This is a genomic window from Pseudonocardia thermophila (assembly GCF_900142365.1).
Lineage (GTDB): Bacteria > Actinomycetota > Actinomycetes > Mycobacteriales > Pseudonocardiaceae > Pseudonocardia > Pseudonocardia thermophila.
Map to the genome: position 1 here is coordinate 24,452 of NZ_FRAP01000018.1, position 21,651 is coordinate 46,102.

General features: G+C 71.7%; 25 protein-coding genes. 9 read left to right on the plus strand and 16 right to left on the minus strand.

The genetic code is table 11. The features are described from left to right. Positions 1–37 precede the first annotated feature (37 nt). Entirely contained in the window at positions 38–1,813 is a 1,776-nt protein-coding gene (aspS, locus tag BUE41_RS21590; protein WP_073458993.1) for an aspartate--tRNA ligase, read from the plus strand. Beyond that, complete coding sequence (locus tag BUE41_RS21595; protein WP_073458994.1) at positions 1,810–2,628, plus strand: MBL fold metallo-hydrolase; 819 nt, start codon at positions 1,810–1,812, stop codon at positions 2,626–2,628. Before aspS ends, BUE41_RS21595 begins: the two co-directional genes overlap by 4 nt. A gap of 7 nt (positions 2,629–2,635) precedes the next feature. Here BUE41_RS21595 and BUE41_RS21600 read toward each other — a convergent pair whose 3' ends face one another. Continuing rightward, positions 2,636–3,631, minus strand: coding sequence for an LLM class flavin-dependent oxidoreductase (locus BUE41_RS21600; RefSeq protein WP_073459111.1), 996 nt, complete (start codon positions 3,629–3,631; stop codon positions 2,636–2,638). Between the two features lie 125 nt (positions 3,632–3,756). On the opposite strand from BUE41_RS21600, the gene BUE41_RS21605 reads away from it, so the two are divergent. Next, positions 3,757–4,698 carry a Rieske (2Fe-2S) protein gene (locus BUE41_RS21605; RefSeq protein WP_073458995.1) on the plus strand — a complete coding sequence of 314 codons (942 nt, stop codon included), beginning with the start codon at positions 3,757–3,759 and terminating at the stop codon, positions 4,696–4,698. Positions 4,699–4,728: 30 nt separating this feature from the next. Beyond that, the gene (locus BUE41_RS21610; RefSeq protein ID WP_073458996.1) at positions 4,729–5,085 is read left to right on the plus strand and encodes a Rieske (2Fe-2S) protein; all 357 of its coding nucleotides are present in this window, start codon (positions 4,729–4,731) and stop codon (positions 5,083–5,085) included. 39 nt (positions 5,086–5,124) lie between these two features. Here the strand turns inward: BUE41_RS21610 and BUE41_RS21615 are convergent, their stop codons facing one another. Further along, complete coding sequence (locus tag BUE41_RS21615; protein WP_073458997.1) at positions 5,125–6,012, minus strand: DUF559 domain-containing protein; 888 nt, start codon at positions 6,010–6,012, stop codon at positions 5,125–5,127. A gap of 66 nt (positions 6,013–6,078) precedes the next feature. After that, entirely contained in the window at positions 6,079–6,669 is a 591-nt protein-coding gene (locus BUE41_RS21620; RefSeq protein ID WP_073458998.1) for a TetR/AcrR family transcriptional regulator, read from the minus strand. A 58-nt stretch (positions 6,670–6,727) separates the two neighbouring features. Here BUE41_RS21620 and BUE41_RS21625 point away from each other — a divergent pair, with 58 nt between their 5' ends. Next, positions 6,728–7,678: a DsbA family oxidoreductase gene (locus tag BUE41_RS21625; RefSeq protein WP_073458999.1), complete on the plus strand. Its 951-nt coding sequence runs from the start codon at positions 6,728–6,730 to the stop codon at positions 7,676–7,678. Positions 7,679–7,688: 10 nt separating this feature from the next. Here BUE41_RS21625 and BUE41_RS31430 read toward each other — a convergent pair whose 3' ends face one another. Together BUE41_RS31430 and BUE41_RS31435 are read right to left on the minus strand one after the other, a co-directional pair. Then, on the minus strand, positions 7,689–7,913 hold the full coding sequence (locus BUE41_RS31430) for a response regulator transcription factor (protein ID WP_073459000.1): 225 nt from the start codon (positions 7,911–7,913) through the stop codon (positions 7,689–7,691). Next, positions 7,910–8,686 carry a hypothetical protein gene (locus tag BUE41_RS31435; protein ID WP_073459001.1) on the minus strand — a complete coding sequence of 259 codons (777 nt, stop codon included), beginning with the start codon at positions 8,684–8,686 and terminating at the stop codon, positions 7,910–7,912. Before BUE41_RS31435 ends, BUE41_RS31430 begins: the two co-directional genes overlap by 4 nt. A 164-nt stretch (positions 8,687–8,850) precedes the next feature. Between BUE41_RS31435 and BUE41_RS21640 the strand changes: the two genes are divergently transcribed. Together BUE41_RS21640 and BUE41_RS21645 are read left to right on the plus strand one after the other, a co-directional pair. Further along, positions 8,851–9,237 (plus strand): N,N-dimethylformamidase alpha subunit family protein, encoded by a 387-nt coding sequence (locus BUE41_RS21640; protein WP_073459002.1) that lies wholly within the window; start codon positions 8,851–8,853, stop codon positions 9,235–9,237. Between the two features lie 2 nt (positions 9,238–9,239). Beyond that, the gene (locus tag BUE41_RS21645) at positions 9,240–11,516 is read left to right on the plus strand and encodes a N,N-dimethylformamidase beta subunit family domain-containing protein (RefSeq protein ID WP_073459003.1); all 2,277 of its coding nucleotides are present in this window, start codon (positions 9,240–9,242) and stop codon (positions 11,514–11,516) included. Between the two features lie 13 nt (positions 11,517–11,529). On the opposite strand, the gene BUE41_RS21650 is transcribed toward BUE41_RS21645, so the two are convergent. From BUE41_RS21650 to BUE41_RS21675, 6 genes are all read right to left on the minus strand, one after another. Beyond that, entirely contained in the window at positions 11,530–11,922 is a 393-nt protein-coding gene (locus BUE41_RS21650; RefSeq protein ID WP_073459004.1) for a DUF5313 family protein, read from the minus strand. Between the two features lie 24 nt (positions 11,923–11,946). Then, positions 11,947–12,807: a vWA domain-containing protein gene (locus BUE41_RS31440; protein ID WP_200804054.1), complete on the minus strand. Its 861-nt coding sequence runs from the start codon at positions 12,805–12,807 to the stop codon at positions 11,947–11,949. A gap of 119 nt (positions 12,808–12,926) precedes the next feature. Beyond that, on the minus strand, positions 12,927–13,823 hold the full coding sequence (locus BUE41_RS21660) for an AAA family ATPase (RefSeq protein WP_073459005.1): 897 nt from the start codon (positions 13,821–13,823) through the stop codon (positions 12,927–12,929). Then, a complete protein-coding gene (locus BUE41_RS21665; protein WP_073459006.1) occupies positions 13,820–14,635 on the minus strand; it encodes a mycofactocin-coupled SDR family oxidoreductase in 816 nt (271 codons plus the stop codon). The genes BUE41_RS21660 and BUE41_RS21665 overlap by 4 nt, the downstream gene beginning before the upstream one ends. A 12-nt stretch (positions 14,636–14,647) precedes the next feature. Continuing rightward, entirely contained in the window at positions 14,648–15,484 is an 837-nt protein-coding gene (locus BUE41_RS21670; RefSeq protein WP_073459007.1) for a mycofactocin-coupled SDR family oxidoreductase, read from the minus strand. Between the two features lie 44 nt (positions 15,485–15,528). Then, positions 15,529–16,338, minus strand: coding sequence for a mycofactocin-coupled SDR family oxidoreductase (locus tag BUE41_RS21675; protein ID WP_073459008.1), 810 nt, complete (start codon positions 16,336–16,338; stop codon positions 15,529–15,531). A 104-nt stretch (positions 16,339–16,442) separates the two neighbouring features. On the opposite strand from BUE41_RS21675, the gene BUE41_RS21680 reads away from it, so the two are divergent. After that, on the plus strand, positions 16,443–17,117 hold the full coding sequence (locus BUE41_RS21680; RefSeq protein ID WP_073459009.1) for a MerR family transcriptional regulator: 675 nt from the start codon (positions 16,443–16,445) through the stop codon (positions 17,115–17,117). A gap of 59 nt (positions 17,118–17,176) precedes the next feature. Further along, a complete protein-coding gene (locus tag BUE41_RS21685; protein WP_073459010.1) occupies positions 17,177–17,419 on the plus strand; it encodes a Prokaryotic metallothionein in 243 nt (80 codons plus the stop codon). 16 nt (positions 17,420–17,435) lie between these two features. Here BUE41_RS21685 and BUE41_RS21690 read toward each other — a convergent pair whose 3' ends face one another. The 5 genes from BUE41_RS21690 to BUE41_RS21710 form a co-directional block, all read right to left on the minus strand. Beyond that, positions 17,436–17,750: an STAS domain-containing protein gene (locus tag BUE41_RS21690; RefSeq protein WP_159444946.1), complete on the minus strand. Its 315-nt coding sequence runs from the start codon at positions 17,748–17,750 to the stop codon at positions 17,436–17,438. Between the two features lie 150 nt (positions 17,751–17,900). Next, on the minus strand, positions 17,901–18,107 hold the full coding sequence (locus BUE41_RS21695; protein WP_073459011.1) for a hypothetical protein: 207 nt from the start codon (positions 18,105–18,107) through the stop codon (positions 17,901–17,903). A 63-nt stretch (positions 18,108–18,170) separates the two neighbouring features. Then, on the minus strand, positions 18,171–19,409 hold the full coding sequence (locus BUE41_RS21700) for an NAD(P)/FAD-dependent oxidoreductase (protein WP_073459012.1): 1,239 nt from the start codon (positions 19,407–19,409) through the stop codon (positions 18,171–18,173). Positions 19,410–19,563: 154 nt separating this feature from the next. Then, the gene (locus BUE41_RS21705; protein WP_073459013.1) at positions 19,564–20,754 is read right to left on the minus strand and encodes an MFS transporter; all 1,191 of its coding nucleotides are present in this window, start codon (positions 20,752–20,754) and stop codon (positions 19,564–19,566) included. Continuing rightward, a complete protein-coding gene (locus BUE41_RS21710) occupies positions 20,747–21,646 on the minus strand; it encodes an ABC transporter substrate-binding protein (RefSeq protein ID WP_073459014.1) in 900 nt (299 codons plus the stop codon). The genes BUE41_RS21705 and BUE41_RS21710 overlap by 8 nt, the downstream gene beginning before the upstream one ends. Positions 21,647–21,651: the final 5 nt, after the last annotated feature.

Here is a 21,651-nt window from a genome sequence, read left to right on the forward strand (position 1 = left end):
GGCCGAGACACCCGCGAACAGACGATCTGGATGGACGATGCACCGATACCGGTCCCACACGTGCGGCGAGCTGACCACTGCCGACGTCGACTCCGAGGTCCGCCTCGCGGGATGGCTGCACAACCGGCGTGATCTGGGCGGCGTGCTCTTCGTGGACCTGCGGGACAACTCCGGGATCGTCCAGCTGGTCGCGCGCCCCGACTCCCCCGCGTACGAGCCGCTGGGCAGCCTGCCGAAGGAGACCGTGATCCGGGTCGACGGGCGGGTGCTGCGCCGCGACCCGGAGAACGTCAACCCGGACCTGCCCACCGGTGAGGTCGAGGTCGGCGTCACCGAGCTCGAGGTCCTCGGCACCTGCGACCCGCTGCCGTTCAGCGTGTTCCCGGAGGAGAAGGTCAACGAGGAGCTGCGGCTGACCTACCGCTTCCTCGACCTGCGCCGCCAGCGGATGCACGAGAACATCAAGCTGCGCTCGCGGGTGATCGCCGCCCTGCGCGAGAAGATGACCGCGCGCGGCTTCCTCGACCTGCAGACCCCGATCCTGTCCGCGACCAGCCCCGAGGGCGCACGCGACTACCTGGTGCCATCGCGCAACCACCCCGGCAAGTTCTACGCGCTGCCGCAGGCGCCGCAGCAGTTCAAGCAGCTGCTGATGGTGTCCGGGTTCGACCGGTACTTCCAGATCGCCCCCTGCTTCCGCGACGAGGACAGCCGCGCCGACCGCTCCCCCGGCGAGTTCTACCAGCTCGACATGGAGATGAGCTTCGCCGAGCAGGAGGACGTCTTCGGCGTCATCGAGGAGGTCATGACGGAGCTCTTCACCGAGTTCCGCCCGGACCGGCGCACCACCTCCCCGTTCCCGCGGATCCCGTACGCCGACGCGCTCGCCCGCTACGGCACCGACAAGCCGGACCTGCGCTCGGAGCTGGAGCTGGTCGACGTCTCCCACCTCTTCGCGGGCAGCCCGTTCCGCGCGTTCGCCGACAAGCACGTCCGCGCGCTGGCCGTGCACGACACCGCCGACCAGCCGCGCTCGTTCTACGACCAGCTCGGCGCGTTCGCCGTCGAGCAGGGCGCGCAGGGCCTGGCCTGGGTGAAGGTCGGCGCCGACGGCGCGCTCAGCGGCCCGATCGCGAAGTTCCTCGACGAGGAGACCCGCCAGAAGCTGCTCACCGAGGTGCAGGGCAAGCCCGGCACCGCGATCTTCTTCGGCGCTGGCACCGTCGAGGAGGTCGGTCGGATCATGGGCGCCGTGCGCGTCGAGGCGGCGAAGCGGGCCGGGCAGTTCGTCGAGGACGAGTTCCGCTTCTGCTGGATCGTCGACTTCCCGATGTACGAGCGGAACGAGGAGACGGGCGCGATCGAGTTCAGCCACAACCCGTTCTCGATGCCGCAGGGCGGGATGGAGGCGCTGCGCACGAAGGACCCGCTGGAGATCAAGGCCTGGCAGTACGACATCGTCTGCAACGGCATCGAGCTGTCCTCGGGCGCGGTCCGAAACCACCAGCCCGAGATCATGTACGAGGCGTTCCGCATCGTCGGCTACACGAAGGAGCAGGTCGACGCGGAGTTCGGCGGTCTCATCCGAGCGTTCCACTACGGTGCGCCGCCGCACGCCGGCATCGCGCCGGGCGTGGACCGGATCGTGATGATGCTGGCCGACGAGCCGAACATCCGCGAGGTCATCGCGTTCCCGCTCAATCAGAACGCGCAGGACCTGCTCATGGGCGCGCCCAGCCCGGTCGACGAGGCCCGGCTGCGGGAGCTGCACCTCGCGCTGCGGCTCCCCCCGACGAAGAAGGGGTCGCCGTGACGGTCACGCTCTGCCGCACCTGCGGCGTCGAGCACGCCGAGCCGCTGCCGGAGGTCTGCGCGATCTGCGCCGACGAACGGCAGTGGGTCCCGGCCGAGGGCCAGAAGTGGACGACGCTGGAGGACCTGCAGGACGACGGCACCAACGTCGTCGTCCGCGAGCTGGAGCCGGACCTCTACGGGATCTCGGCGCAGCCGTCGGTCGGGATCGGCCAGCTGACGAAGCTGCTGCGCACCCCGGAGGGCAACCTGCTCTGGGACCCGATCGGCTACCTCGACGACGCAGGGGTGGCCCGGGTGGCCGAGCTCGGCCCGGTGCGGGCGATCATGGCCAGCCACCCGCACATGTTCGGCGTGCAGGTGGAGTGGAGCCGCGCGCTCGGCGGCGTGCCGGTGCTGGTGTCGGAGGCCGACGCCCGGTGGGTCGCCCGCCCCGACGAGGTGATCAGCACCTGGAGCGGCACCCGGGAGGTCCTGCCCGGGGTGACGGCGTTCCAGCCGGGCGGGCACTTCCCGGGCAGCGCGGTCGTCCACTGGGCGGCCGGGGCGGGCGGCAAGGGCGTGCTGCTGTCGTCCGACACGATCTTCGCCAACCCCGATCGCGTGTCGGTCAGCTTCATGCGCAGCTACCCGAACCGGATCCCGCTCTCCGCCGCCGTGGTGGACCGGATCGCGAACGCCGTCTCCGGCTACGCGTTCGACCGGCTGTACGGCAACTTCGACAACGTGATCCCGACCGACGCGGCGGCGGTCGTGCGCCGCTCCGCCGACCGGCACATCGCCTGGGTGCGCGGCGACTACGACCACCTCACCTGAGCGTCGTTCAGACGGCCGCCGCGGCGACCTCCAGGAAGCGCTCCAGCTCGCGGTGCCGATCCGGGCCGCACGGCTGGAACACGATCTCGGTGACGCCCTGTTCGCCGAGCTCGTCGATCCGGCGCCGCAGCTCGTCCTTCGTGCCGCTGAGCGTGGCCTGGCGCAGCATGGCGTGCCCGCCCGCGTCCCAGGCGGCCTGGTCGGCCTCGTTGAGCGTGACGCAGTGCTGGGAGTGGACCGCGAGGTGGCGCCTCTCGGGCGGGGTCTTCTCGACCACGGCCATCCACTCCGCGCCGCCGGGCAGCTCGCGCACCGCGTCGGGGCCGCCGAACTCGTACGCCCCGTGGTACGCCAGCGCCCACCCGGGACCGGCGGCGGCCCGGGCGTGGTCGGAGTCCTGCGGCTCGTCCTCGTCGAGGACGGTGCCCCAGGCCAGGTAGGGCACCCAGGAGTGCTCGCGGGCGAACTCGGGCATCTGCAGGGTCACGTAGAGCCCGTCCCCCAGCTCCTTGGCGACCTGGTCGCCCTTCGGGCCGAGGGCGCCGATGAGGACGGGGACGTCGATGGGGCGGGCGGGGGCGTGCCCGTCGGGGTGCAGCATCTGCATCTGCGCGCCCTCCCACTCGACGACCTCGCCGCGCAGCAGGCCCTTGTAGGCGCGGATGTAGCGCTCCATGTACGCCCAGGTGATCGCCCGGTAGCCCATGGCGCGGCGGCCGGTGAACCCGGTGCCGAACGAGATCGCGACCCGGCCGGGCGCCAGCGCGACCAGGGTGGCGGTGGCGGCCGCGTTGACCATCGGATGGCGCAGGCTGGGCACCAGCACGCCGGGACCGAGTCCGATGCGCTCGGTGCGTTCGGCCGCGAGCGCGAGGATCATCCACACGTCGGGGCTCTGCTGCGGGGTGTCGTAGATCCAGGCGCGGTGGTAGCCGAGGCGTTCCGCCACCACGATGTCGTCCGGGGAGTGCAGCGCGGTCGGGAAGGCGCAAGAGACGTCCACCAGCCGGTCCTCCTCTTCGAGGCGTGCGATCCGGTCCCCGCGTCGCACGATGAGACATCGGACGTGCGACGCACGTGGGAATGTGACGGTCACCTCAGTCTAGCGCCGATCACCCGGGAGAGCCGATGTTGCGCGAACGCCTGGCGGATCAGCTCGGCGCGCTGGCGACGACGTGGCACCGCAGGGCGCTGACGGAGATCCTGCGCTGGCCGTGGCTGCGGTCGGCGGAGGAGAAGGTCACCGCGGTCGTCGAGCCGCTCTACGACCGGCACCGCGGCGACCTCGCCGTCGAGCTGATGCACGGCGGTCGGTGGGCGGGGCACTCGGTGCACGCGGCGCTGTCGGACCTGCCGATCGGCTTCTACGCCGGTGCGCTGGTGCTCGACGCGCTCGGCAAGGACGTGCCCGCCGGCCGCGGCCGGCTCGACCCGGCGGCGACGCTGTCCGCAGCCGGGATCGCCGCCGCCCTCGTCACCGGCGCGACGGGCGCCACCGACTGGGCGGTGAGCGACGGCGACGACCGGCGGATCGGCCTGTTCCACGGCCTGCTCAACGGGGCCGCGACCGCGCTGCAGACGGCCTCGCTCACGGCGCGGCTGGCCGGCCGGCGGCGACCAGCGCAGGTGCTGGGCGCGGCCGGGATGGCGGTCACCGCAGCCGCGGGCTACCTCGGCGGGCACCTCGTGCAGGGCCGGGCGGTGATGGTGAACCGGGCGCTGGGCAGCACCGCGCCGACCCGCTGGGTGCGCGCCGTCCCGCTCGACGAGCTGGCCGACGGCGGCACGGTCGGCGTCGAGGTGGAGGGTCGCAAGGTGCTGCTCCACCGGGCGGGCGAGGAGGTCCACGCGATCGACGACGTGTGCAGCCACGCCGGAGCGCTGCTGTCCCGCGGTGAGGTGACCGGCTGCGTCGTCACCTGCCCGCTGCACGAGACCCGCTTCGACGTGCGCGACGGCAGCATCCTGCGCGGCCCTGCACACCACCCGCAGCCGGTGCTGCCGGCGCGGACCAGGAACGGATGGATCGAGGTCCGGGGCACCCCGCCCCGGCGGCGTGGTTCTGGTTGATCACCGGTTGCGGACACTGGGAGGCACACCATGGTGTGGGAAGCGGTCGCGGACCTCGACCAGCTGGAGGAGGGCGACATGATGGTCGTCCGGATGAACGGCGAGCCGATCTGCGTCGTCCGGCTCTACGAGGACGAGGCGGTCGCCGTGCACAACACCTGCACCCACCAGCAGCAGCCGCTCAACGAGGGATACCTGCAGGAGGACGACACGCTGATCTGCCCGGCCCACAACTCCTGCTTCGACCTGCGTACGGGCGAGCCGAAGGGGGTCCCCGCGGTCGCCCCGATCCCCGTCTACGCGTGCAAGATCGAGGACGACGCGATCTGGGTGGACGTCGACCAGCAGCTCAACGACGCGGAGATCCCGCACAAGCCGTACCACTGATCGCGGCTCAGGAAGGCGTCGAGAACGACGTTGTGGTGATCACATAGGACTGTTGATCACCACAGCGTCGTTCTCGACGCGGGTTCGTTCCTGCAACCTCCGCTCGATCACCGCCGCCGTCGCACGTGGACGGCGGTAGTAGTCATCACGGGTGAAGCGCAGCGTGAGCCACCCGAGATCACCGACCTGCAGGTCACGCGCGCGGTCCCGACGAGACCGCTCGTCGTCGAAGTGATCGGCCCCGTCGTACTCGATCCCCAGCCGAGCGTGCGGATAGGCGAAGTCGAACCGGGCGACGCACATCCCGTGCTCGTCGACCACCGGGTGCTGCAGCACCGGCTCCGGCAACCCCGCGAAGTGCAGCAGGAGCCGGAAACGGGTCTCCATCGCCGACTCGGCCAACGGGTTCGCCAGCGGCACCGCCTTCGCCAGATGCCGACAGCCCCGCGCCCCGGGCGGCCCGCCCAGCAGCGCCCGCGGTTCGAACCCGCCGATCCGGCACAGCCCGTCGATCGCCACCACAGCCTCGGTCAGCCGAAGCCTGCGCCCCAGATCCCACGCCGTGCGGAACGGCGTCGTCACCCGACAGCCCTGCACGAGCTCGATCTCGGCCGGAGCGAGCGCGGCCTGCCGCACGATCGGCCCCCGCCGCTTGGCGACCGTTCCCCGCGAAGCGATCAGCTCGGCGGGCGCCGACTCAGGCGCGCAGTCCGCACCGTGCAGCCGGGCCGCGGAGTACCCGCACAAGGCTCCGTCCTCGGGCAGCAGCAGATGCGCAGCCCGCGAGCGCAGGGTCAGGTCCGGCACGGCCGAGGCGTCGACGTACACGTCTCGGAAGACCTGCGTGAAGCGCGCGGAGCGCAGCTGCGCCCGCGTCAGCGCACCCGCGGCGATGGCGGCGGACCCGAGGAACGGTTCTGCGGTCACGGGCTACAGGATCGGAGACGGCCGGGGTTCCCCGCGGGGGTTTCCTCGAGAACGAAGTTGTGGTGATCAAGATGGCTTGTTGATCACCACAGCTTCGTTCTCGACGCGGCCCCCATCACCGAACAACCGCCAGGTCGCCGCCGCGGCGTCGGCCGGGTCCTCGTCGCACGACGCGCAGTGCGCGATGACGCCGACGAGGGCCCCCGCGAGGAAGGCCGCGTGCACGTCGAGCGGCACGTCCGAGGCGGGCCGCGCGCCGGCCCGGAACCGCTCCTGCACGGCCTCGGTCAGCGCCGCACGGAGCCGGGCGGCGAACCGGGCGCTGCCCTGCGGCCCGAGCATCCGCGCGTAGAGCGTGGCGTGCTCGCGGACGTGCTCGAACAGCGTCACCAGCGGTGGCGGCGCCGGCTCCGCGGGTGCGTCGAGCGGGCACAGCTGCGCGGCCTGCGCGACGGCGGCGACTGCCTCCTCCATCGCGTCTGCGAACAGTGCGTCCAGGTCCGGGTAGTGCAGGTAGACGGTCGCCCGGTTCACACCCGCCCGAGCCGCGACGGCGGAGAGCGTGAGCGTGGCCGGATCGCGCTCGCCGGCCAGCTCCAGCGCTGCGGCGCGCAGGCTCGCCCGGGTGCGCCGGGCGCGGGGATCATCCGGTGCCATGACCAGAAGTCTACGACATCTGTCGATTAAACGACATCTGTCGCGTACACTGGCCGGTATGCGCGTGGAGATCTGGATGGACGTCGTGTGCCCATGGGCCTACATCGGCAAGCGGCGGATGGAGCGCGCCGTGGCCGACCTGCCCGGCGTCGAGGTGGTGTGGCGTCCCTACCGGATCGACCCGGCCGCCCCGGTGCCGGCGGAGCCGCTCGCCGAGGCGCTGCGCGACCCGATGGCCGACGACCTGCTGCGCGCCTGCTCCCCCGGGCTCACCCCGGCCGGGAACCGCGAACGCGTGGCCCGGATCGCCGCCGAGGAGGGTCTCGGCCCGACGTGGGGCGCCGCTTGGCGCGCGAACAGCCACGACGCCCACCGCCTCATCGCGCTGGCCGAGCCCTACGGCGTGCAGGACGCGGTGGTGGAGGCACTGCTGAAGGCGCACTGGATCGACGGGGCGGACATCAGCGACCGGGCCGTGCTCGCCCGCGTCGTCGGCGATGTCTTCCCCGAGGGCCCGGCGCTGCTCGAGACCGACGCCGGAGACCGGAGGGTGCGGGACCTGCTGCTGGAGGGCAAGGCGCGGGGGATCCGCACCTCCCCGACGATCGTCGCCGGGGAGCGGGCGCTGGCCGGAGCCCAGCCACCCGAGGTGATCGCCGACTTCCTCGCCGACGCCGAGGAGCCGCGCGAGCTGCCGGAGGAGGTGTCCCGGTACCGCTGGGCGGAGTCGCTGCTCGACCAGCGCGATCCCCTCGGCGCACTGGAGCTGCTGCAGCCGCTGCTCGCCGAGCACGGCCGCGACCGCGCCGTGCGCCTGCTCGCAGCCCGCGCCTGGTACGCCTCCGCCCAGCTGCGCAAGGCCCGCGCAGCGCTGGAGGAGTTCGTCGCCGAGCACCCGGACGACGCCTACGCCCACGCCCTGCTCGGCCGCACCCTGCAGCGGATGAGCGAGCACGAGCTGGCCGAGCCGCACCTGCGGCTCGGCAGCGCGATGGGAACGCCGGTCTGACGACCGGCGCTCAGCCGACGGGGGAGGCGGCGTCGTCGGGCGTGCGCCAGTTCCGCAGCCCGAGCGACGCGCACTTCACCGCCGCATCCACCCGGGAGAGTGCGCCGATCTTGGCGACGATGTTCTCGACGTGGCGCGCCGCCGTCTTCGGTGCGATGTGCAGCGCAGCGGCGATGTCCGGATTGGAGAGTCCGTAGGTCAGAAGGGTGGCGACGTCGATCTCCCGCTCCGTCAAGGGGATCGGCAGCCCCCCGGCGAGACGTCGAGGACGAGCATGCCGCCCTTCGCCCGGGCCCGGACCACGTAGGTGGAGCCGCGATACCAGTGGTACGACGTGCCGGGAACCGCGTCGAACCGCCGCGGCAACGCCGGCACCAGCCGATCCCGGACCAAACCCGTGATGTCCGGATCGGCCTCGCTCGGAGGGGGACCGAAGAGCGCCTTCCGGTCTGCTCCGATGACGATCCGCGCCCCCTCTGAAGTCGCGCTCTCGTCCAGTGATCCCCACCAGTCGACGGCATTTCCGAGTACCGTCTGCAGCGCGTTGAGCAGGCTCATCGAATCATCGCTCAGCGCATTTCGGTCGGCGATGCTGACGTGCAGTGATCCAGTGTAGTCACCCTCCGCGCTGTACAGGCAGACCGTGACCCCCTCGTTGAAACCGGACGGCCGGAAGACTCGCTCGGCAGAGTACATCGTCTCATAGGGAAAGGGCATGTCACGCCATCGGAGCGGCTTCCTGTCGTAGGTCCGCATGTAGCGGAAAGCCTCGTCGTGCCGAACGAACCAGGTGTTCAGGTGATGGATCACCGGTTTGGGGTAATCAAGGTTGACCACGGTTTCGTGCTGCCCCGAAACCGGGTTGAAGCGTACCAGCGCAACCGCATCACCACGGGCTGCAGAGCGGACCTGAGCGGCGACGTCCGAGTAGAGGCGATCGTCCTTGCGCCGATCGGTGAGCCTGCTACAGATCGACGCCAGCGCTTCCAAGCTGCGGGGAGCAGCCATCCGATCCTCCCGAGGTCCTGGTTCTCCGCGCATGGCCAGCTACCAGATCAATAGTTGTTCTGTCAAGGGGTCCACGACCGATGTGCGGCGCTTTGCGAGCCCGTTACGTTGCCACATCACGCTGACCACGCGAGTGCACTACCAGCCTTTGCAGGAGGCATTTGATGGCACTTCCGACGCTCACCCAGCAACGGGAGCGCGAACACGCGGTCTTCCGCCAAGCGGAGGAATACATCCTCAACAACGAGATCAAGCCCCGGATCTCGGAAGAGGTGATCGAGGAGCACCGCAGACTACCCATCGGCAAGCACTCCGATGATCTGGAGCGCATCCTCGTCTACCTGCGCAAGAACCACCTCACGATGGCCCGCAAGTACATCCTCGTCTGCACGGTCCCGCACCGGGAGTGGCGCATCGCGGAGCTGAGCGGCGAGCCCGGCAAGCCCCCGCACCTGCTCCCGGACGCGTTCTCCGACCGGTACGAGGCCGAGCACGGCCTGTTCCTCAAGCGACTGCGCGACAACGGACTGCTCGAAGGGATCGACGCCTGACGATGAAGATCCTCGGTTACGCGAAGCAGCTGTCGGTGCGGCCCGGCGAGCAGGTCGACTTCCTGGTGAGCTGCGAGACCCCTACCTATCGCGCCGACATCGTCAAGCTGATCCACGGCGACACCAACCCGGCGGGCCCCGGGCTGAAGGTCGAGCCGGTCGACACCCCCGTCAACGGCGAGTTCCCCGGTCGCGTCCAGCAGGTCCACAGCGGTTCGCACATCGTCGTGCCGCACCACCCGCGGCTCGACCTCACCACCGAGTGGACGCTGCACACGATGGTCTACCCGACGACGCCCGAGCGCGGGACCCAAGGGCTGCTCACCAAGTGGGATCCCCGCTCGGAGGCCGGGATCGGCCTGTTCATCGGGCCGGAGGGCGCGGTGGAGCTCTGGGCGGGTGACGGATCCGGGCGAACGCTGCGGCTCAGCACGGAGGCCAGCTTGATCGCCGGGCTCTGGTACCTCGTCACCGGATCGCGAGCGGCCGACGGCACGTTCACGGTGTCGCAGATCCCCATCGTGACCCCGACGAACAGCCGGTTCGCGATCGCGACGTCGCTCGACTCCACGACGGCCACCGTGAGCCGCAAGGAGGATCTGGTCCCCGCAGCCACGGACGTACCGCTGATCATGGCGGGCCGCTACGACCACACGTCGGCCAGTGGCACCGTGGTCGTGGCCGACCACTTCAACGGCAAGCTCGACCGGCCGCGGATCCACGCGGCCGCCCTCACCCCCACCGAAGCGGAGGGGCACATCGAGAACCCGCGCGGTACGCAGCTGATCGCCGCCTGGGACTTCGCTGCCGAGATCACGCGGGACGGGATCAAGCACCCGCGGCGGATCACCGATGCCTCGCCGAACCGGCTGCACGGGACGGCCGAGAACGGGCCCGCCCGTGGGGTGACCGGGTACAACTGGCGCGCCAAGGAGCAGAACTTCGTCCACGCTCCAGCGGAGTACGGCGCGATCCACTTCCACGACGACGACCTCACCGACGCGAAGTGGGAGATCGACTTCACGCTGACCGTGCCGGAGGATCTCCCGTCCGGTCTGTACGCGGCGCGGCTGGTCGCCGACGACGACACCGACTACGTGCCGTTCTACGTGCGGGCGATCCCCGGGCAGGAGAAGAAGATCTGCTTCCTCGCGCCGACCGCCAGCTACATGGCGTACGCGAACGACCACGTCAGCCTCTCGGCCCCGATCGCCCAGCTCTTGATCGCGCGGGCGCCGGTGCTGCAGCAGGGCAACATCGTGCTCAGCGAGCACCGCGAGTTCGGGCTGTCGACCTACGACACCCACACGGACGGGACGGGCGTCGCGTACTCGACGCGGCAGCGCCCGATCCTCAACATGCGGCCGGGGTTCCGGCACTGGTTGTCGCCGTCGCTGTGGCAGTTCAACGCCGACCTGCACCTCATCGACTGGCTGACCGAGATGGGCTACGAGTTCGACGTGGTGACCGACGAGGACCTCCACCTCGAAGGCGTCGACGCCATCAGCCCGTACCGGGTCGTCCTGACCGGATCTCACCCCGAGTACTACTCGGAGTCCATGCTCGACGCCGTCCACCAGTACACGAACACCGGTGGACGGCTGATGTACCTCGGCGCCAACGGGTTCTACTGGGTGATCGCGTTCGACCCCGAGGACCCCAGCGTCATCGAGGTCCGCAAGGGCCACGGCTCCAACGCGTGGAAGTGCAAGCCCGGCGAGTACCACCTGTCGTTCACCGGGGAGTACGGAACCCTCTGGCGGCATCGGGGGCGTGCGCCCCAGCGCCTCGTCGGGGTCGGTTTCGGCGCTGAGGGCTTCGACGTCTCCTCGTACTACCGCGTGACCCCGGACGGGCGCAACGGCGCCGCGTCGTGGATGTTCGAAGGGATCGACCCGGATGAGCGCATCGGCGACTTCGGCCTCGTCGGCGACGGCGCCGCCGGGCTCGAGCTGGACATCTACGACCCCGATCTCGGCACACCGCCCGAGACCGTGATCGGGGCGACCTCCGAGGGACACACCGACGTGTACCTGGAGGTGCTCGAGGAGCTGTACTTCAACGTGCCCGGCACCGGCGGCACCCAGAACGGCCGGGTCCGGGCCGACATCACCTACTTCCCGACCCCGAACGGTGGCGGCGTCTGGTCCTGCAGCTCCATCGCGTACTGCGGATCGCTCTCCCACAACGGGTACGACAACAACGTCTCCCGCTTGACCAAGAACGTCCTCGACCGCTTCCTCGAGGACCGGCCGGCGCCGGCAGGTGCCTCGCGCTGACGATCGGCCGCTGTCAGGAGGGTTCGCGTCCGTAGCGCTCCGCGTACCGGCGGGCGGCGGCGGCCCGTTCGGCCGCCGTCGCCCGCTCCCGCACGCGCTGCGCCTCCCCCGCCGGGTACCCCGCCTTGACGACCCGGTGCTCGACCGAGCCCTCCATGATGAACAGCCCGTACCGCAGGGCGACCAGCCAACCGAGCAGCACCGACAGCAGCCGCACCCACAGCGGGCCGGGTACGAGCAGCAGGATCAGCGGCGTCACGATCAGCAGCTGCACGCCGATGCGGGCGAAGTGCCGCAGCCGCCACGTGCGGCAGGTGGCGTCGTGCAGGACCCACTCCCGGTAGCGCGGCCCGAGCCGCCCACCCAGGGCGTACCACAGCCACCGGATCGGATCGGGTCGCGTCACCCCACGATCCTGCCACGGCGCCGATCAGGCCAGCACGCGGTTGAGCGCCGGTGCGACGTCGCGGTGGGTGCGGATCGGGACCATCCGACCGCGGCCGAGTCGGGCGATGTCCGCACCCAGAGCGGCGTCGTGCTCGCCGTCGACCTGCAGCAGTACGTGCAGCTCGCCGAACCTGCGGGCGACGAGCCGCGGGTCCGACCCGGCGTTGTGCACGGCGTCGGTGAGCAGGATCGCAGTCCGCCGCCGCACCGCGGACGTCGCCAGCTCGGCGTGGGCCACCGACAGCCCGAACCCGACGTTCGTCAGGCCCCGGGCGGGGATGCGCAGCAGCCGGTCGAGCATGTCGGTCGCGGTGGCGGGCTCGGCGAGCGGGGAGAGCAACGCCGCGTCCGACCAGAACGCGACGAGCGCGAGCTGGTCGCCGCCACGGTCGAGATCGGCGGCCAGCGCCGCGACCGTCGCCGCGGCCATGCGGGTCTTCTCCCCGCGCATCGACCCCGACACGTCGACGACGAGCACGACGGCCCGCCGCGGCCGCATCCGCTCCCGCACGACGATGTCGGTGTCCTCGGGCACCGGGCGCTCGGTGAGCACCTCCACGGTGCGGTCGAGGTCGATGTCGTCGCTGCGGTAGCGGTAGGGCGCCGAGACGAGCCGCCCGCTCCCCCGCTCCCCGCGAGGTTCCCGGGTGCGGCGGCGGATCGACAGCCTCCGGGCGATCGTGTGCGCCATCGCCGCGACCTCCCGGTCCGGTGGCCGGTCCTCCAGCAGCTCGGCGACGTCGCGCTGCACAGCGCGCTGCGCGGTCACCATGCTGCCCTGGCCACCGGCCTCCTGACCGAGTTCACCGCTGCCGCGGTCGCCCCCGAGCTCGACGACGACCATCGGCCCGGATCCGCGGGTGAACACCGTCGGCGCGGCGTCGAGCCGCTTCGGCTTGCGGGCCAGCGGCGCGAGCCCGCGCGGGCCGTCGCCGGTGGGCAGCGCGACGGCCGGTTCGACGGCTAGTCGGTGCGGTCCCGGCGCTGCCCGCCGGGGCGAGAGAAAAAATGGTTCTCCCAGATCTCGGTGATCACCGACTCCGGGGTCGCCTCGCTCGCCTCGTCCACACCGACCCGGGCCGACAGCGCCAAGAGCGCCGCGTCCAGGACCAGCCGGGGCCGGTCGCCGTCGTAGCTGCCGAGCTTGTCCAGCTCCATCGCGATCGCCACCAGGTCGATCGCGCCGCGGACGCTGGACCCGCGCCGCAGCTCGGGGTGGTGGCGGGTGGCGCGGGTGATCGCGACGCCGTCGGCCACCAGCGCCTCGTCGGTGCACCCGGTGCGGGCGACGACGATCTGCGCCTCCTCCTCGGCGTCCTGGTAGCCCACGGCCAGCCGGCACCAGCGGTCGTACACCGAGTCGGAGATCCGCGCGGTGCCGACGTTGTCGAACGGGTTCATCGACGCGAGCACGCGGAACGTCGGCAGCGCGGTGATCACCCCGACCCGGGGCACCGCGACCTCGCGCTCGGCCATCGCCGCGAGCAGCGTGTTGAGCGTGTCCTCCGGTGCCCGGTTGAGTTCCTCGATGTAGAGGAACCCGCCCTCCTGCATCGCCGTGACCAGCGGGCCGGGCACGAAGTTGTCGGCCGAGTAGTCCTCGCGCAGCACCCGCGCGGGGTTGTGGTGGCCGATCAGCCGTGCCGGCGTCAGCTCGGCGTTGCCCTCCACCAGCACGAACGGGACACCCCAGTGCGCCGTGATCGCCCGCAGCAGCGTCGACTTCGACGTACCGGGCGGACCCTCCAGCAGGATGTCCCGTCCCGCCGACACGGCGGCGAGCACGAGGTCCAGCTCCCGGCGGCGACCGATCACGGACCGCGCGATCGCGTCGCGCGTGTCGGCGGGACTCGTGCTCACCTGTTCAGGAACCCCGCGTCGACCGGAACCGTGATCCCCGTGACGTAGCGCGCCTCGTCCGAGCACAGCCACACGATCGCGTTCGAGATGTCCACGGGCTCCACCATCTCGACCGGCAGCGCGTTCTGCATGTTCTGCGCCATCTCCGGGGCGTCGGCGAGGAACGACTGCATGTAGTCGTTGTTCACCATCGGCGTGTCCACACCCGTCGGGTGCACGGTGTTGACCCGGATCGAGTACTGGGCCAGCTCGTTCGCGAGCGTGCGCATCAGGCCGACCACACCGTGCTTGGACGCGACGTAGTGCCCGATGCGGGTCATGCCCTTCACGCCGGCGGTGGAGCTGGTGATCACGATCGAGCCGCCGTTGCCGGCCTGGATCATGTGCGGGACGGCGGCGCGGATCGTCTTGAACACGCCGGTGAGGTTGACCCCGATCGTCTCGTCCCACTGCTCGTCGGTCAGCGACCACACGTTCTCACCGAACGTGCAGATGCCCGCGTTGGCGCAGACGATGTCGAGCCGACCGCCCAGCTCGGCCACCCCCTCGTCGACGACGGCCTTGACCGCCGCGGAGTCCCGGACGTCGGCCTCCCGCGCGACGATCCGCCGATCCAGCTCCTCGACCTGCTGCACCGTCTCCTTCAGGTCGTCCGACGTGGCCATCGGGTACGGCACCGTGCTCATCTGCCCGCACAGGTCGAAGGCGATGACGTCGGCGCCCTCCTGCGCCAGTCGCACCGCGTGCGAACGGCCCTGCCCGCGCGCCGCCCCGGAGACCAGCGCCACCTTGCCCTCGAGTCGTCCAGCCATGACTTCCCCTCCTCATCCAGCGTTGGAGGCGCTCATGCCGGCGGAGACGGCGATGGTCTCGCCGCTGATGTAGCGCGCCTCGTCCGAGCACAGGAACGCCATCGCGTTCGAGATGTCGATCGGCTCGACCCACGGGGTCGGGAGCACGTTGAGGGACGCGAACGCCTCCTTGGCCTTCTCCTGGGTCGGGTTCTCCTCGTCCGGCAGGAACAGCCGGTAGGCGGCGTCGTTGAGGATCATGTCGGTCTGCACGGTGGTCGGGCACACCGCGTTGACCGTGATGCCGTACTGGCCGACCTCCACGGCCACCGACTTGACCAGCCCGATCACGCCCCACTTGGCCGCGCAGTAGTGGCCGATGTTGGCCATACCGATCTTGCCGGCCATCGACGACGTGGCGACGATCCGGCCGGAGCGCTGCTCGATCATCGTCGGGAGCACGGCGCGGATGGCGCGGTAGACGCCGGACAGGTTCGTGTCGATCATCTGGTTCCAGATGTCGTCGGTCATCTCCGCGACCGTGGAGAACGAGAAGATCCCGGCGTTGGCCAGCAGGAAGTCCACCCGGCCCAGCTCGGTCTTCGCCTGCTCGACGAACGCGTTCATCGCCTTCTGGTCGCGCACGTCGGCCTGGACCCCGATGCAGCGCCGATCCAGCTCCTCCACCAGCCGGACGGTCTCGGCCAGGTCGTCCTGGGTGGCCATCGGGTAGGGCACCGTGTCCAGCTGCGAGGCGATGTCGCAGAACGCCACGTCCGCGCCCTCTTGCGCGAACCGCAGCGCGTGCGAGCGACCCTGCCCGCGCGCGCCACCGGTGATCAGCACGACCTTCCCGTCGAACTTCCCCATCGCTCCTCCTCGAGCTCGGTTCTTCTGGGTTCGAGCCGTTCCGGTCAGTGGGCGAGCGCACCTCCGTCCACCGCGAGGCAATGCCCGGTCACGTGCCGGGCGGCGTCCGAGAGCAGCCACATCAGGGCACCGGTGACCTCCTCCGGCGGGATCACCTCGATGAGCAGCTGATCGTGCAGCCAGCGTTTGTGCACCTCGTCGGGGGTGAGGCCGAGCTCGTCGGCGAGACCGGCCAGCATCGGCGAGTCGACCGCGCCGGGGGCGATCGCGTTCACCGTGACCCGGTCCTCGGCGAGCTCGATCGCCATCGCCTTGGTGAGCCCGACGACGCCGTGCTTCGCGGCGACGTAGTGGGCGAACTCCCCGAACCCGCGCACCCCGCCGGTCGAGGCGATGTTGACGATGCGCCCGCGCGGGGAACGCCGCACGTGCGGGGCAGCGGCGCGGCTCACCCGCCACACACCGGACAGGTTCGTGTCGATGACCGCGCCCCACTGCTCCTCGCTGAGCTCCCAGAACGGCGCGCTGGTGACGATCGCGGCGTTGTTGACGACGATGTCGAGCCGCCCGAACCGCTCGACGGTCTCGGCCACCGCCGCCTCGACCGCGGCGGGATCGCGGACGTCGGCCTCCAGCGGCAGCGCGCCCCGCCCCATGGCCTCGATCTCGGCCACTACAGCGTCCAGCTCGGCGCGGGTCGCCAGCGGGTAGGCGGGCACGGGGAGGTCCCGGCACACGTCGAGCGCGGCGACGTCGGCGCCGGCCGCGGCGAGGGCGAGGCAGTGCGAGCGCCCCTGGCCACGGGCCGCGCCGGTGACCAGCGCGACCTGACCGGTGAGGTCCGGAACGCCCATCGCGTCACCTCGATCCGTGCGGAAACGTCCTCGTCGACGCGCACGTCAAGTGCTATCACTGGATCGGGGGGCAGGTCGAATCAGTGTTGATGGGATCTGGACAGATGAGCGCAGGTACCTGGCTGACGGTCTCGGAGGCCTGCCGCGCGCTCGGGATGAGCCGCACGACGCTGCTCGCCGCGGAGGAGGCCGGCACCCTCGTCGCCCACCGGACCCCGGGCGGTCACCGCCGCTACCACGTCGACGACATCGCCCGGTTCCTCGGCCGCGCACCCGATCCCGTCCCGCACCACGAACCCGCGCCGGACCCGGGAGCCCAGGTCGCGCCCGCCGTGCGCGCCGCGGTGCGGCCGCTCGTGCAGCTGCTGGACGCCGACTGCGCCGGGCTCTACCTGGAGGGCCCCGACGGGCTGCACTTCAGCGGGGCGTTCGGGGTGCCCCGCTGGCTCTCCGAGCAGCTCGCCGAGGCTCCGCCACCTGCACCGGTCACGGCCGCCGCCGCGGACACCCGGCCGCACCTGTTCGATCCCGCCGCCGAGCAGTTCCCCGAGCCGCGCGCGACCGGGCGCGGGCTGACGCTCGGGCTGCGCGACGCCGAACCCACCTCCGTGCTGTTCCTCGTCCGCCGCTCCCCCGACGAGTTCCTGCCGGCGGAGCTGCGCATCGTCGACGCGCTCGCGACGCTGCTCGCGACCGTGGTGACCGATCGCTGCCACATCGCCGACCTGGAGGCACGGCTCGCCCGGATCGCGCGGCTGACCGAGGCCCGACAGGTGTGAAGCCGCCGCGAACGGGCACGCCACAGGCGACCTGGAAGCCCGACGAGCGGAGACGGACGATGGCCACCTGCGAGGTGTGCGGCAACGACTACGACATGGCGTTCGAGGTGACGGCCCAGGGCGCCACGCACGTGTTCGACAGCTTCGAGTGCGCCGCCCACGAGCTGGCACCCGTCTGCGAGCACTGCGGGTGCCGCATCCTCGGACACGGCGTGCAGGTGGGAGGACAGTTCTTCTGCTGCGCCCACTGCGCCCAGCAGGGGCACGAGTCCGGCGCCGAGATCGTCGACCGCACCGGCTGAGTCCTACGGCTGAGTCCTACTCGGCCCAGGTGAGCGCGGCGGCGGCGCCGCAGAGATCCACGACCCGGTGCACCACCGGGCTCGCCCCGGCGACCAGCAGCCCGGCGCCCGCCTCGCGGGCCGCGGCGGAGGCACGCACCAGCTCCCGCACGCCGGCGGCACCGCAGAACCCGACCTTGTCGAGATCGAGGACGACCCGCCGGCGGCGGGCGACGACCCGGTCGACGCAGGCCGCGAACTCGGGCACGGTCAGCAGGTCCAGCTCACCGCTGACCTCGATCAGCACCGCGTCGGGTGGCCGCTCGACCACCCGCACATCGAGCCCGGTCACGGGTCCGTCCAGGCCGTTGCCTTCGTCCGCCGACGGGCGCATACCTGCCGTCCCCCCTCCTGCGGTGCGCCGCGCGCCGCAGGAGTCCCGGGCGGCACGCGGAGAGGCGAGTCTCCCGCCGGTGAGGCGAGGCCGGCAACCCCGTCTCGGTCAGTCCCGCTTCGGACCGCTCTGCTCGACCTCCTGCGGCGGGCCGGGGAGCGGCGGCACCAGGTCGCCGGGATCGGGCGCGTCCGGATCGGCGTTCGGGCCGCCCTCCGGCGGATCGATCACCGGCATGCCCAGCTCGTCGACGACCCTGTTCTCGGTCTCCTCGTTCCCGGTTCCGGCGTTCTCGGTTGGTTCGTGGTGCGGCACGGCAGTCCCTCCTCGTTGCGGGTACTCCGTGCGGCTACCCGGTGGGTCGCCCCCCAACCGCCGTCAGCGGAGCGGGTTGCGGCCGGGATCGAACGGGGCCAGCTCCGCCGGCGCGGTGCCGCTCACGACCAGATCGGCGAGCAAGCGGCCGGTGATCGGCCCGAGGGTCAGCCCCCACATGCCGTGCCCACCGGCGACGTACACGCCCGGTACCCGGGTGCGGCCGATCACGGGCAGCCCGTCCGGGGTGAGCGGGCGCGGCCCGACCCACCGGTCGCGCACCGAACCGCGGTCCAGACCGTCGAGCAGCGGCTCGGCCGAGTCCAGGATCGCGGTGAGGCGCCGCTCCCGGAACGGGGCGTCGCGGTCGGTGATCTCCATGGTTCCGGCCAGCCGCGCCCCGTCGCGGTACGGCGTGATCGCGACCCGGACCCCGGGCAGGTACACGGGTGTGCGCAGCGGCTCGGCGAGCGAGACGGTGCACGAGTAGCCGCGCCCCGCCACGACCGGCACCCGCACCCCGAGGCGTCTGCCGAGCTCGGGGATCCAGGCTCCGGTGGCCAGCACGACGGCGTCACCGACGTGCGGCGGGCCGGCCCACGTGTCGACCTGCAAACCCCGCGGCCCGAACCCGATGGTGCGGGCCGCCGCACCCTCGACGATCCGGCCGCCGTCCGCGCGGACGGCGTCGGCGAGCGCGGTGACCACTCGGCCCGGATCGACGAAGCGCTGGCCGGCCACCTCGTAGGAGGTGGCGACCAGGGCCGAGAACGGCGCCGCGACCGGCACCTCCTTGTAGTCGACGACCTGGCCCGCGGCGCGCGCGGCGTCCAGCTCGTGGATGAGCCCCGCGGCGTCGTCCTGCGGACGCAGGCCGACGCGGATCGGCGCGTCGTGCGTCTCCAGCGCCACCCCGCCGTCCGCGAGCTCGTCGAACGCGGCCAGTGCCCGGGCGGCCAGCGGCGCGAGCGAGCGCAGCCCCCGCTCCCAGCGCCGGGCGGTCGAGTTGCGGGCGAACCCGGCGACGAACGCGGCGGCCTCCCGCGACGGCCGCGGATCGATCGACAGCGGCGAATCCGGCGACGCCAGCCCGCGCAGTCCCTCCTTCAGGATCGCCGGCTCCGGCAGCGGCACCGACATCGCGGGCGCCAGGTAGCCGGCGTTGCCCCAGGAGGCGCCCGCGGCCACGCCGGACCGGTCCAGCACCGTGACCTCCGCACCCCGGCGCTGCAGGTACCAGGCGCAGGACAGGCCGACGATTCCGGCTCCGACGACGATGACGTGCCGTGGCTCTCGGGTCATGGTGGGCTCCTCGGGATGGACAGGGTGCCCTCCATCGTCGACGGACAAACGGGGTGGCGATTCGTGCAGGACGATGAAGACGACGCGAGTCGATCATCCAGCCGGACGAAGACGCAGCGGCGGACACGCCGCGGCGATCACCGACGGACCGCGCTCACCGAGCCCGGTGCCCGCTGCGCGCGCTGCGGCCAGGACGGGCGACGGCGAGGACGGCGATCGCGACCGCGGGGGCGATGGCGGTTGCGGCGAACCCGGCGGCGCCGTGGGCCCCGTGCAGCGGTACCCAGAGCAGTGGAGCGAGCGCACCGCCGAAGAACTGGAACGACAGCGCGAGCGACGCGGCGCCGGCCCGGTTGGTGGGCGTGCTCGTCGCGGCCACGGCGTTGATCGTCGTGCGCAGGCCGGTCACCGCGACCCCCACCGCCGCGATGCCTGTTGCCAGCAGAGCGAGGGACGGACCGAGCGCGGCCAGCAGCAAACCGACCGCCAGCAGCATGTTCATCGTGATTCCGGTGTGACGTGGGCCCAGCGCGTCGAGCCTGCGACCGAGCAGGGAGGCGGCCAGCAGCCCGGCGATGCCGAACACGGCCGCGAGCAGCCCGCGCTGCCACGGCCCGAGCCCGAACTCCTCCTCCGCCCGCAGGATCGCCAGCACGGTGAGCCCGACTGCGGCGAGGTAGCACAGCAGCGACAGCACGCACGCGGTCGCGAGGTCGCGATTGGCGAGATCGCGCAGCGACGGCCGCGGGCTCGGGCGGTCGCGGCCGGTCGTCGGGGCGGTCATCGTCGGCGGGAACAGCGCCAGCACGAGGCCGACCCCGGCGGGGAAGACGAACGCGAGCCGCCAGTCGACGGCCGCGGCCGGTCCGCTCACCAACGGGCTCGACGCCTGCCCCGCGGCCTGCATCCCGGCGAAGAGGCCGAGGGCGCGGCCGAGCCTGGCCCTCGGGACGAGATCGGTGATCGCCGCGACGAGCAGAGGCGTGGTGAACGCGTTGGTGGCGCCCTGGGCCGCCCGCGCGGCGAGGAAGGCGCCCATGGTCGGCGCGAGCGCCGCCGCCGCGCTCGCCACCACGAACAGCAGCAACGAGATCTGCATCGTCCGTGCGCGGCCCCAGCGCTCGGAGAGGGTACCGGAGATGAGCATCAACGCCGCGAACGGCAGCATGTACGCGGTCACCGCGCCGGCGGCGAGCTCCGGAGTGGAGTCCAGCCCGTGGGCGACCTCATGCACCATCGGCGTGACCATGGTGCTGGCGTAGGGACCGAGGAACCCCCCGACGTAGAGCGGCCACGCCCGGACCACCGGGCGTGGCCGTACCGGCGCCGTGGCGGCGTCAGACATGCACCATGTTCTTCACGAGCGCGTCGAAGGTGTTGTCGTTCTCGATCAGGCCCCAGGAGACCATCCAGTCGTAGGTCCGCCGGAACTGCTCCTCCGGGTACGGTGCTGGGTCGACGTAGCGCAGCCTGCCCAGCGGGATCTCCTCGGGCGCGACCGAGCCCAGCTCCGGCGGGATCTCCCCCGTGAGGTGGTGCAGGTAGGGCCGGGGATTCTCGTTGATCTTGCGGACCGCCTTGACGACAGCCCGGTTGATCCGCGCGTAGGTGTCTTCGTCGACCTCGGGGCTGGCGATCTCGGCGCCGATGTAGAACGCCTCAGCCAGCACCTTGTACCCCTGCTTCTCGGCGAGGGTGATCCACGGCTCCATCAGGGCAGCCGCCTCGACGGTGCCGTCGCGCAGCGCCTCGAACCGGGCCTGCGGCCCGCCGTAGTGCACGACCTTGATCTCCTCCCGGGGGAGGAAGCCCTCCAGGGTCTGCAGGGCGACGTAGTGCGAGCCGTGGTGGAAGTTGACCGCGACGGCCTTGCCCGCGAGGTCCTGCGGATGCGTGGCCGGGTGGTCACCGCGGACCAGGATCGCCTGGCTGTTCACGGCTGCGCGCTTGGAGACGATGCGCCCACCGACCCTGGTGTCCTGCGAGCGGCGGACCTGTCCCCACTCGCACGCCCGGTACAGCGCGGCCTCCCCGGCCTCGAAGTGCGACTTCGTGGAACCGAACGAGCTGAGCAGCTCGTGGTCCTCCAGCGGTGCGATTCCGGCGCCGGCGTACTCCTTCGTCACGAAGTCGACGTCGACGCCCTCCTCGTCGAAGTACCCCTCGTCCTTCGCGACGAGCTGCGGGAGGGAGAAGACCAGGGAGAGCAACTCCATGGTCACCTTGGGTCGGGACATGTGTC

What these genes read in the sequence shown, in the direction of transcription:
- BUE41_RS21625 (WP_073458999.1), top strand. Translation starts at nt 6,728, where the DNA reads ATGCGCGTGGAGATCTGGATGGACGTCGTGTGCCCATGGGCCTACATC.
- BUE41_RS31440 (WP_200804054.1), bottom strand. Translation starts at nt 12,807, where the DNA reads ATGGTCGTCGTCGAGCTCGGGGGCGACCGCGGCAGCGGTGAACTCGGT.
- BUE41_RS21680 (WP_073459009.1), top strand. Translation starts at nt 16,443, where the DNA reads ATGAGCGCAGGTACCTGGCTGACGGTCTCGGAGGCCTGCCGCGCGCTC.
- BUE41_RS21605 (WP_073458995.1), top strand. Translation starts at nt 3,757, where the DNA reads ATGTTGCGCGAACGCCTGGCGGATCAGCTCGGCGCGCTGGCGACGACG.
- BUE41_RS21640 (WP_073459002.1), top strand. Translation starts at nt 8,851, where the DNA reads ATGGCACTTCCGACGCTCACCCAGCAACGGGAGCGCGAACACGCGGTC.
- BUE41_RS21610 (WP_073458996.1), top strand. Translation starts at nt 4,729, where the DNA reads ATGGTGTGGGAAGCGGTCGCGGACCTCGACCAGCTGGAGGAGGGCGAC.
- BUE41_RS21645 (WP_073459003.1), top strand. Translation starts at nt 9,240, where the DNA reads ATGAAGATCCTCGGTTACGCGAAGCAGCTGTCGGTGCGGCCCGGCGAG.
- BUE41_RS21665 (WP_073459006.1), bottom strand. Translation starts at nt 14,635, where the DNA reads ATGGCTGGACGACTCGAGGGCAAGGTGGCGCTGGTCTCCGGGGCGGCG.
- BUE41_RS21685 (WP_073459010.1), top strand. Translation starts at nt 17,177, where the DNA reads ATGGCCACCTGCGAGGTGTGCGGCAACGACTACGACATGGCGTTCGAG.
- aspS (WP_073458993.1), top strand. Translation starts at nt 38, where the DNA reads ATGCACCGATACCGGTCCCACACGTGCGGCGAGCTGACCACTGCCGAC.
- BUE41_RS21620 (WP_073458998.1), bottom strand. Translation starts at nt 6,669, where the DNA reads ATGGCACCGGATGATCCCCGCGCCCGGCGCACCCGGGCGAGCCTGCGC.
- BUE41_RS21675 (WP_073459008.1), bottom strand. Translation starts at nt 16,338, where the DNA reads ATGGGCGTTCCGGACCTCACCGGTCAGGTCGCGCTGGTCACCGGCGCG.
- BUE41_RS21710 (WP_073459014.1), bottom strand. Translation starts at nt 21,646, where the DNA reads ATGTCCCGACCCAAGGTGACCATGGAGTTGCTCTCCCTGGTCTTCTCC.
- BUE41_RS21705 (WP_073459013.1), bottom strand. Translation starts at nt 20,754, where the DNA reads ATGTCTGACGCCGCCACGGCGCCGGTACGGCCACGCCCGGTGGTCCGG.
- BUE41_RS21670 (WP_073459007.1), bottom strand. Translation starts at nt 15,484, where the DNA reads ATGGGGAAGTTCGACGGGAAGGTCGTGCTGATCACCGGTGGCGCGCGC.
- BUE41_RS21700 (WP_073459012.1), bottom strand. Translation starts at nt 19,409, where the DNA reads ATGACCCGAGAGCCACGGCACGTCATCGTCGTCGGAGCCGGAATCGTC.
- BUE41_RS31435 (WP_073459001.1), bottom strand. Translation starts at nt 8,686, where the DNA reads ATGGCTGCTCCCCGCAGCTTGGAAGCGCTGGCGTCGATCTGTAGCAGG.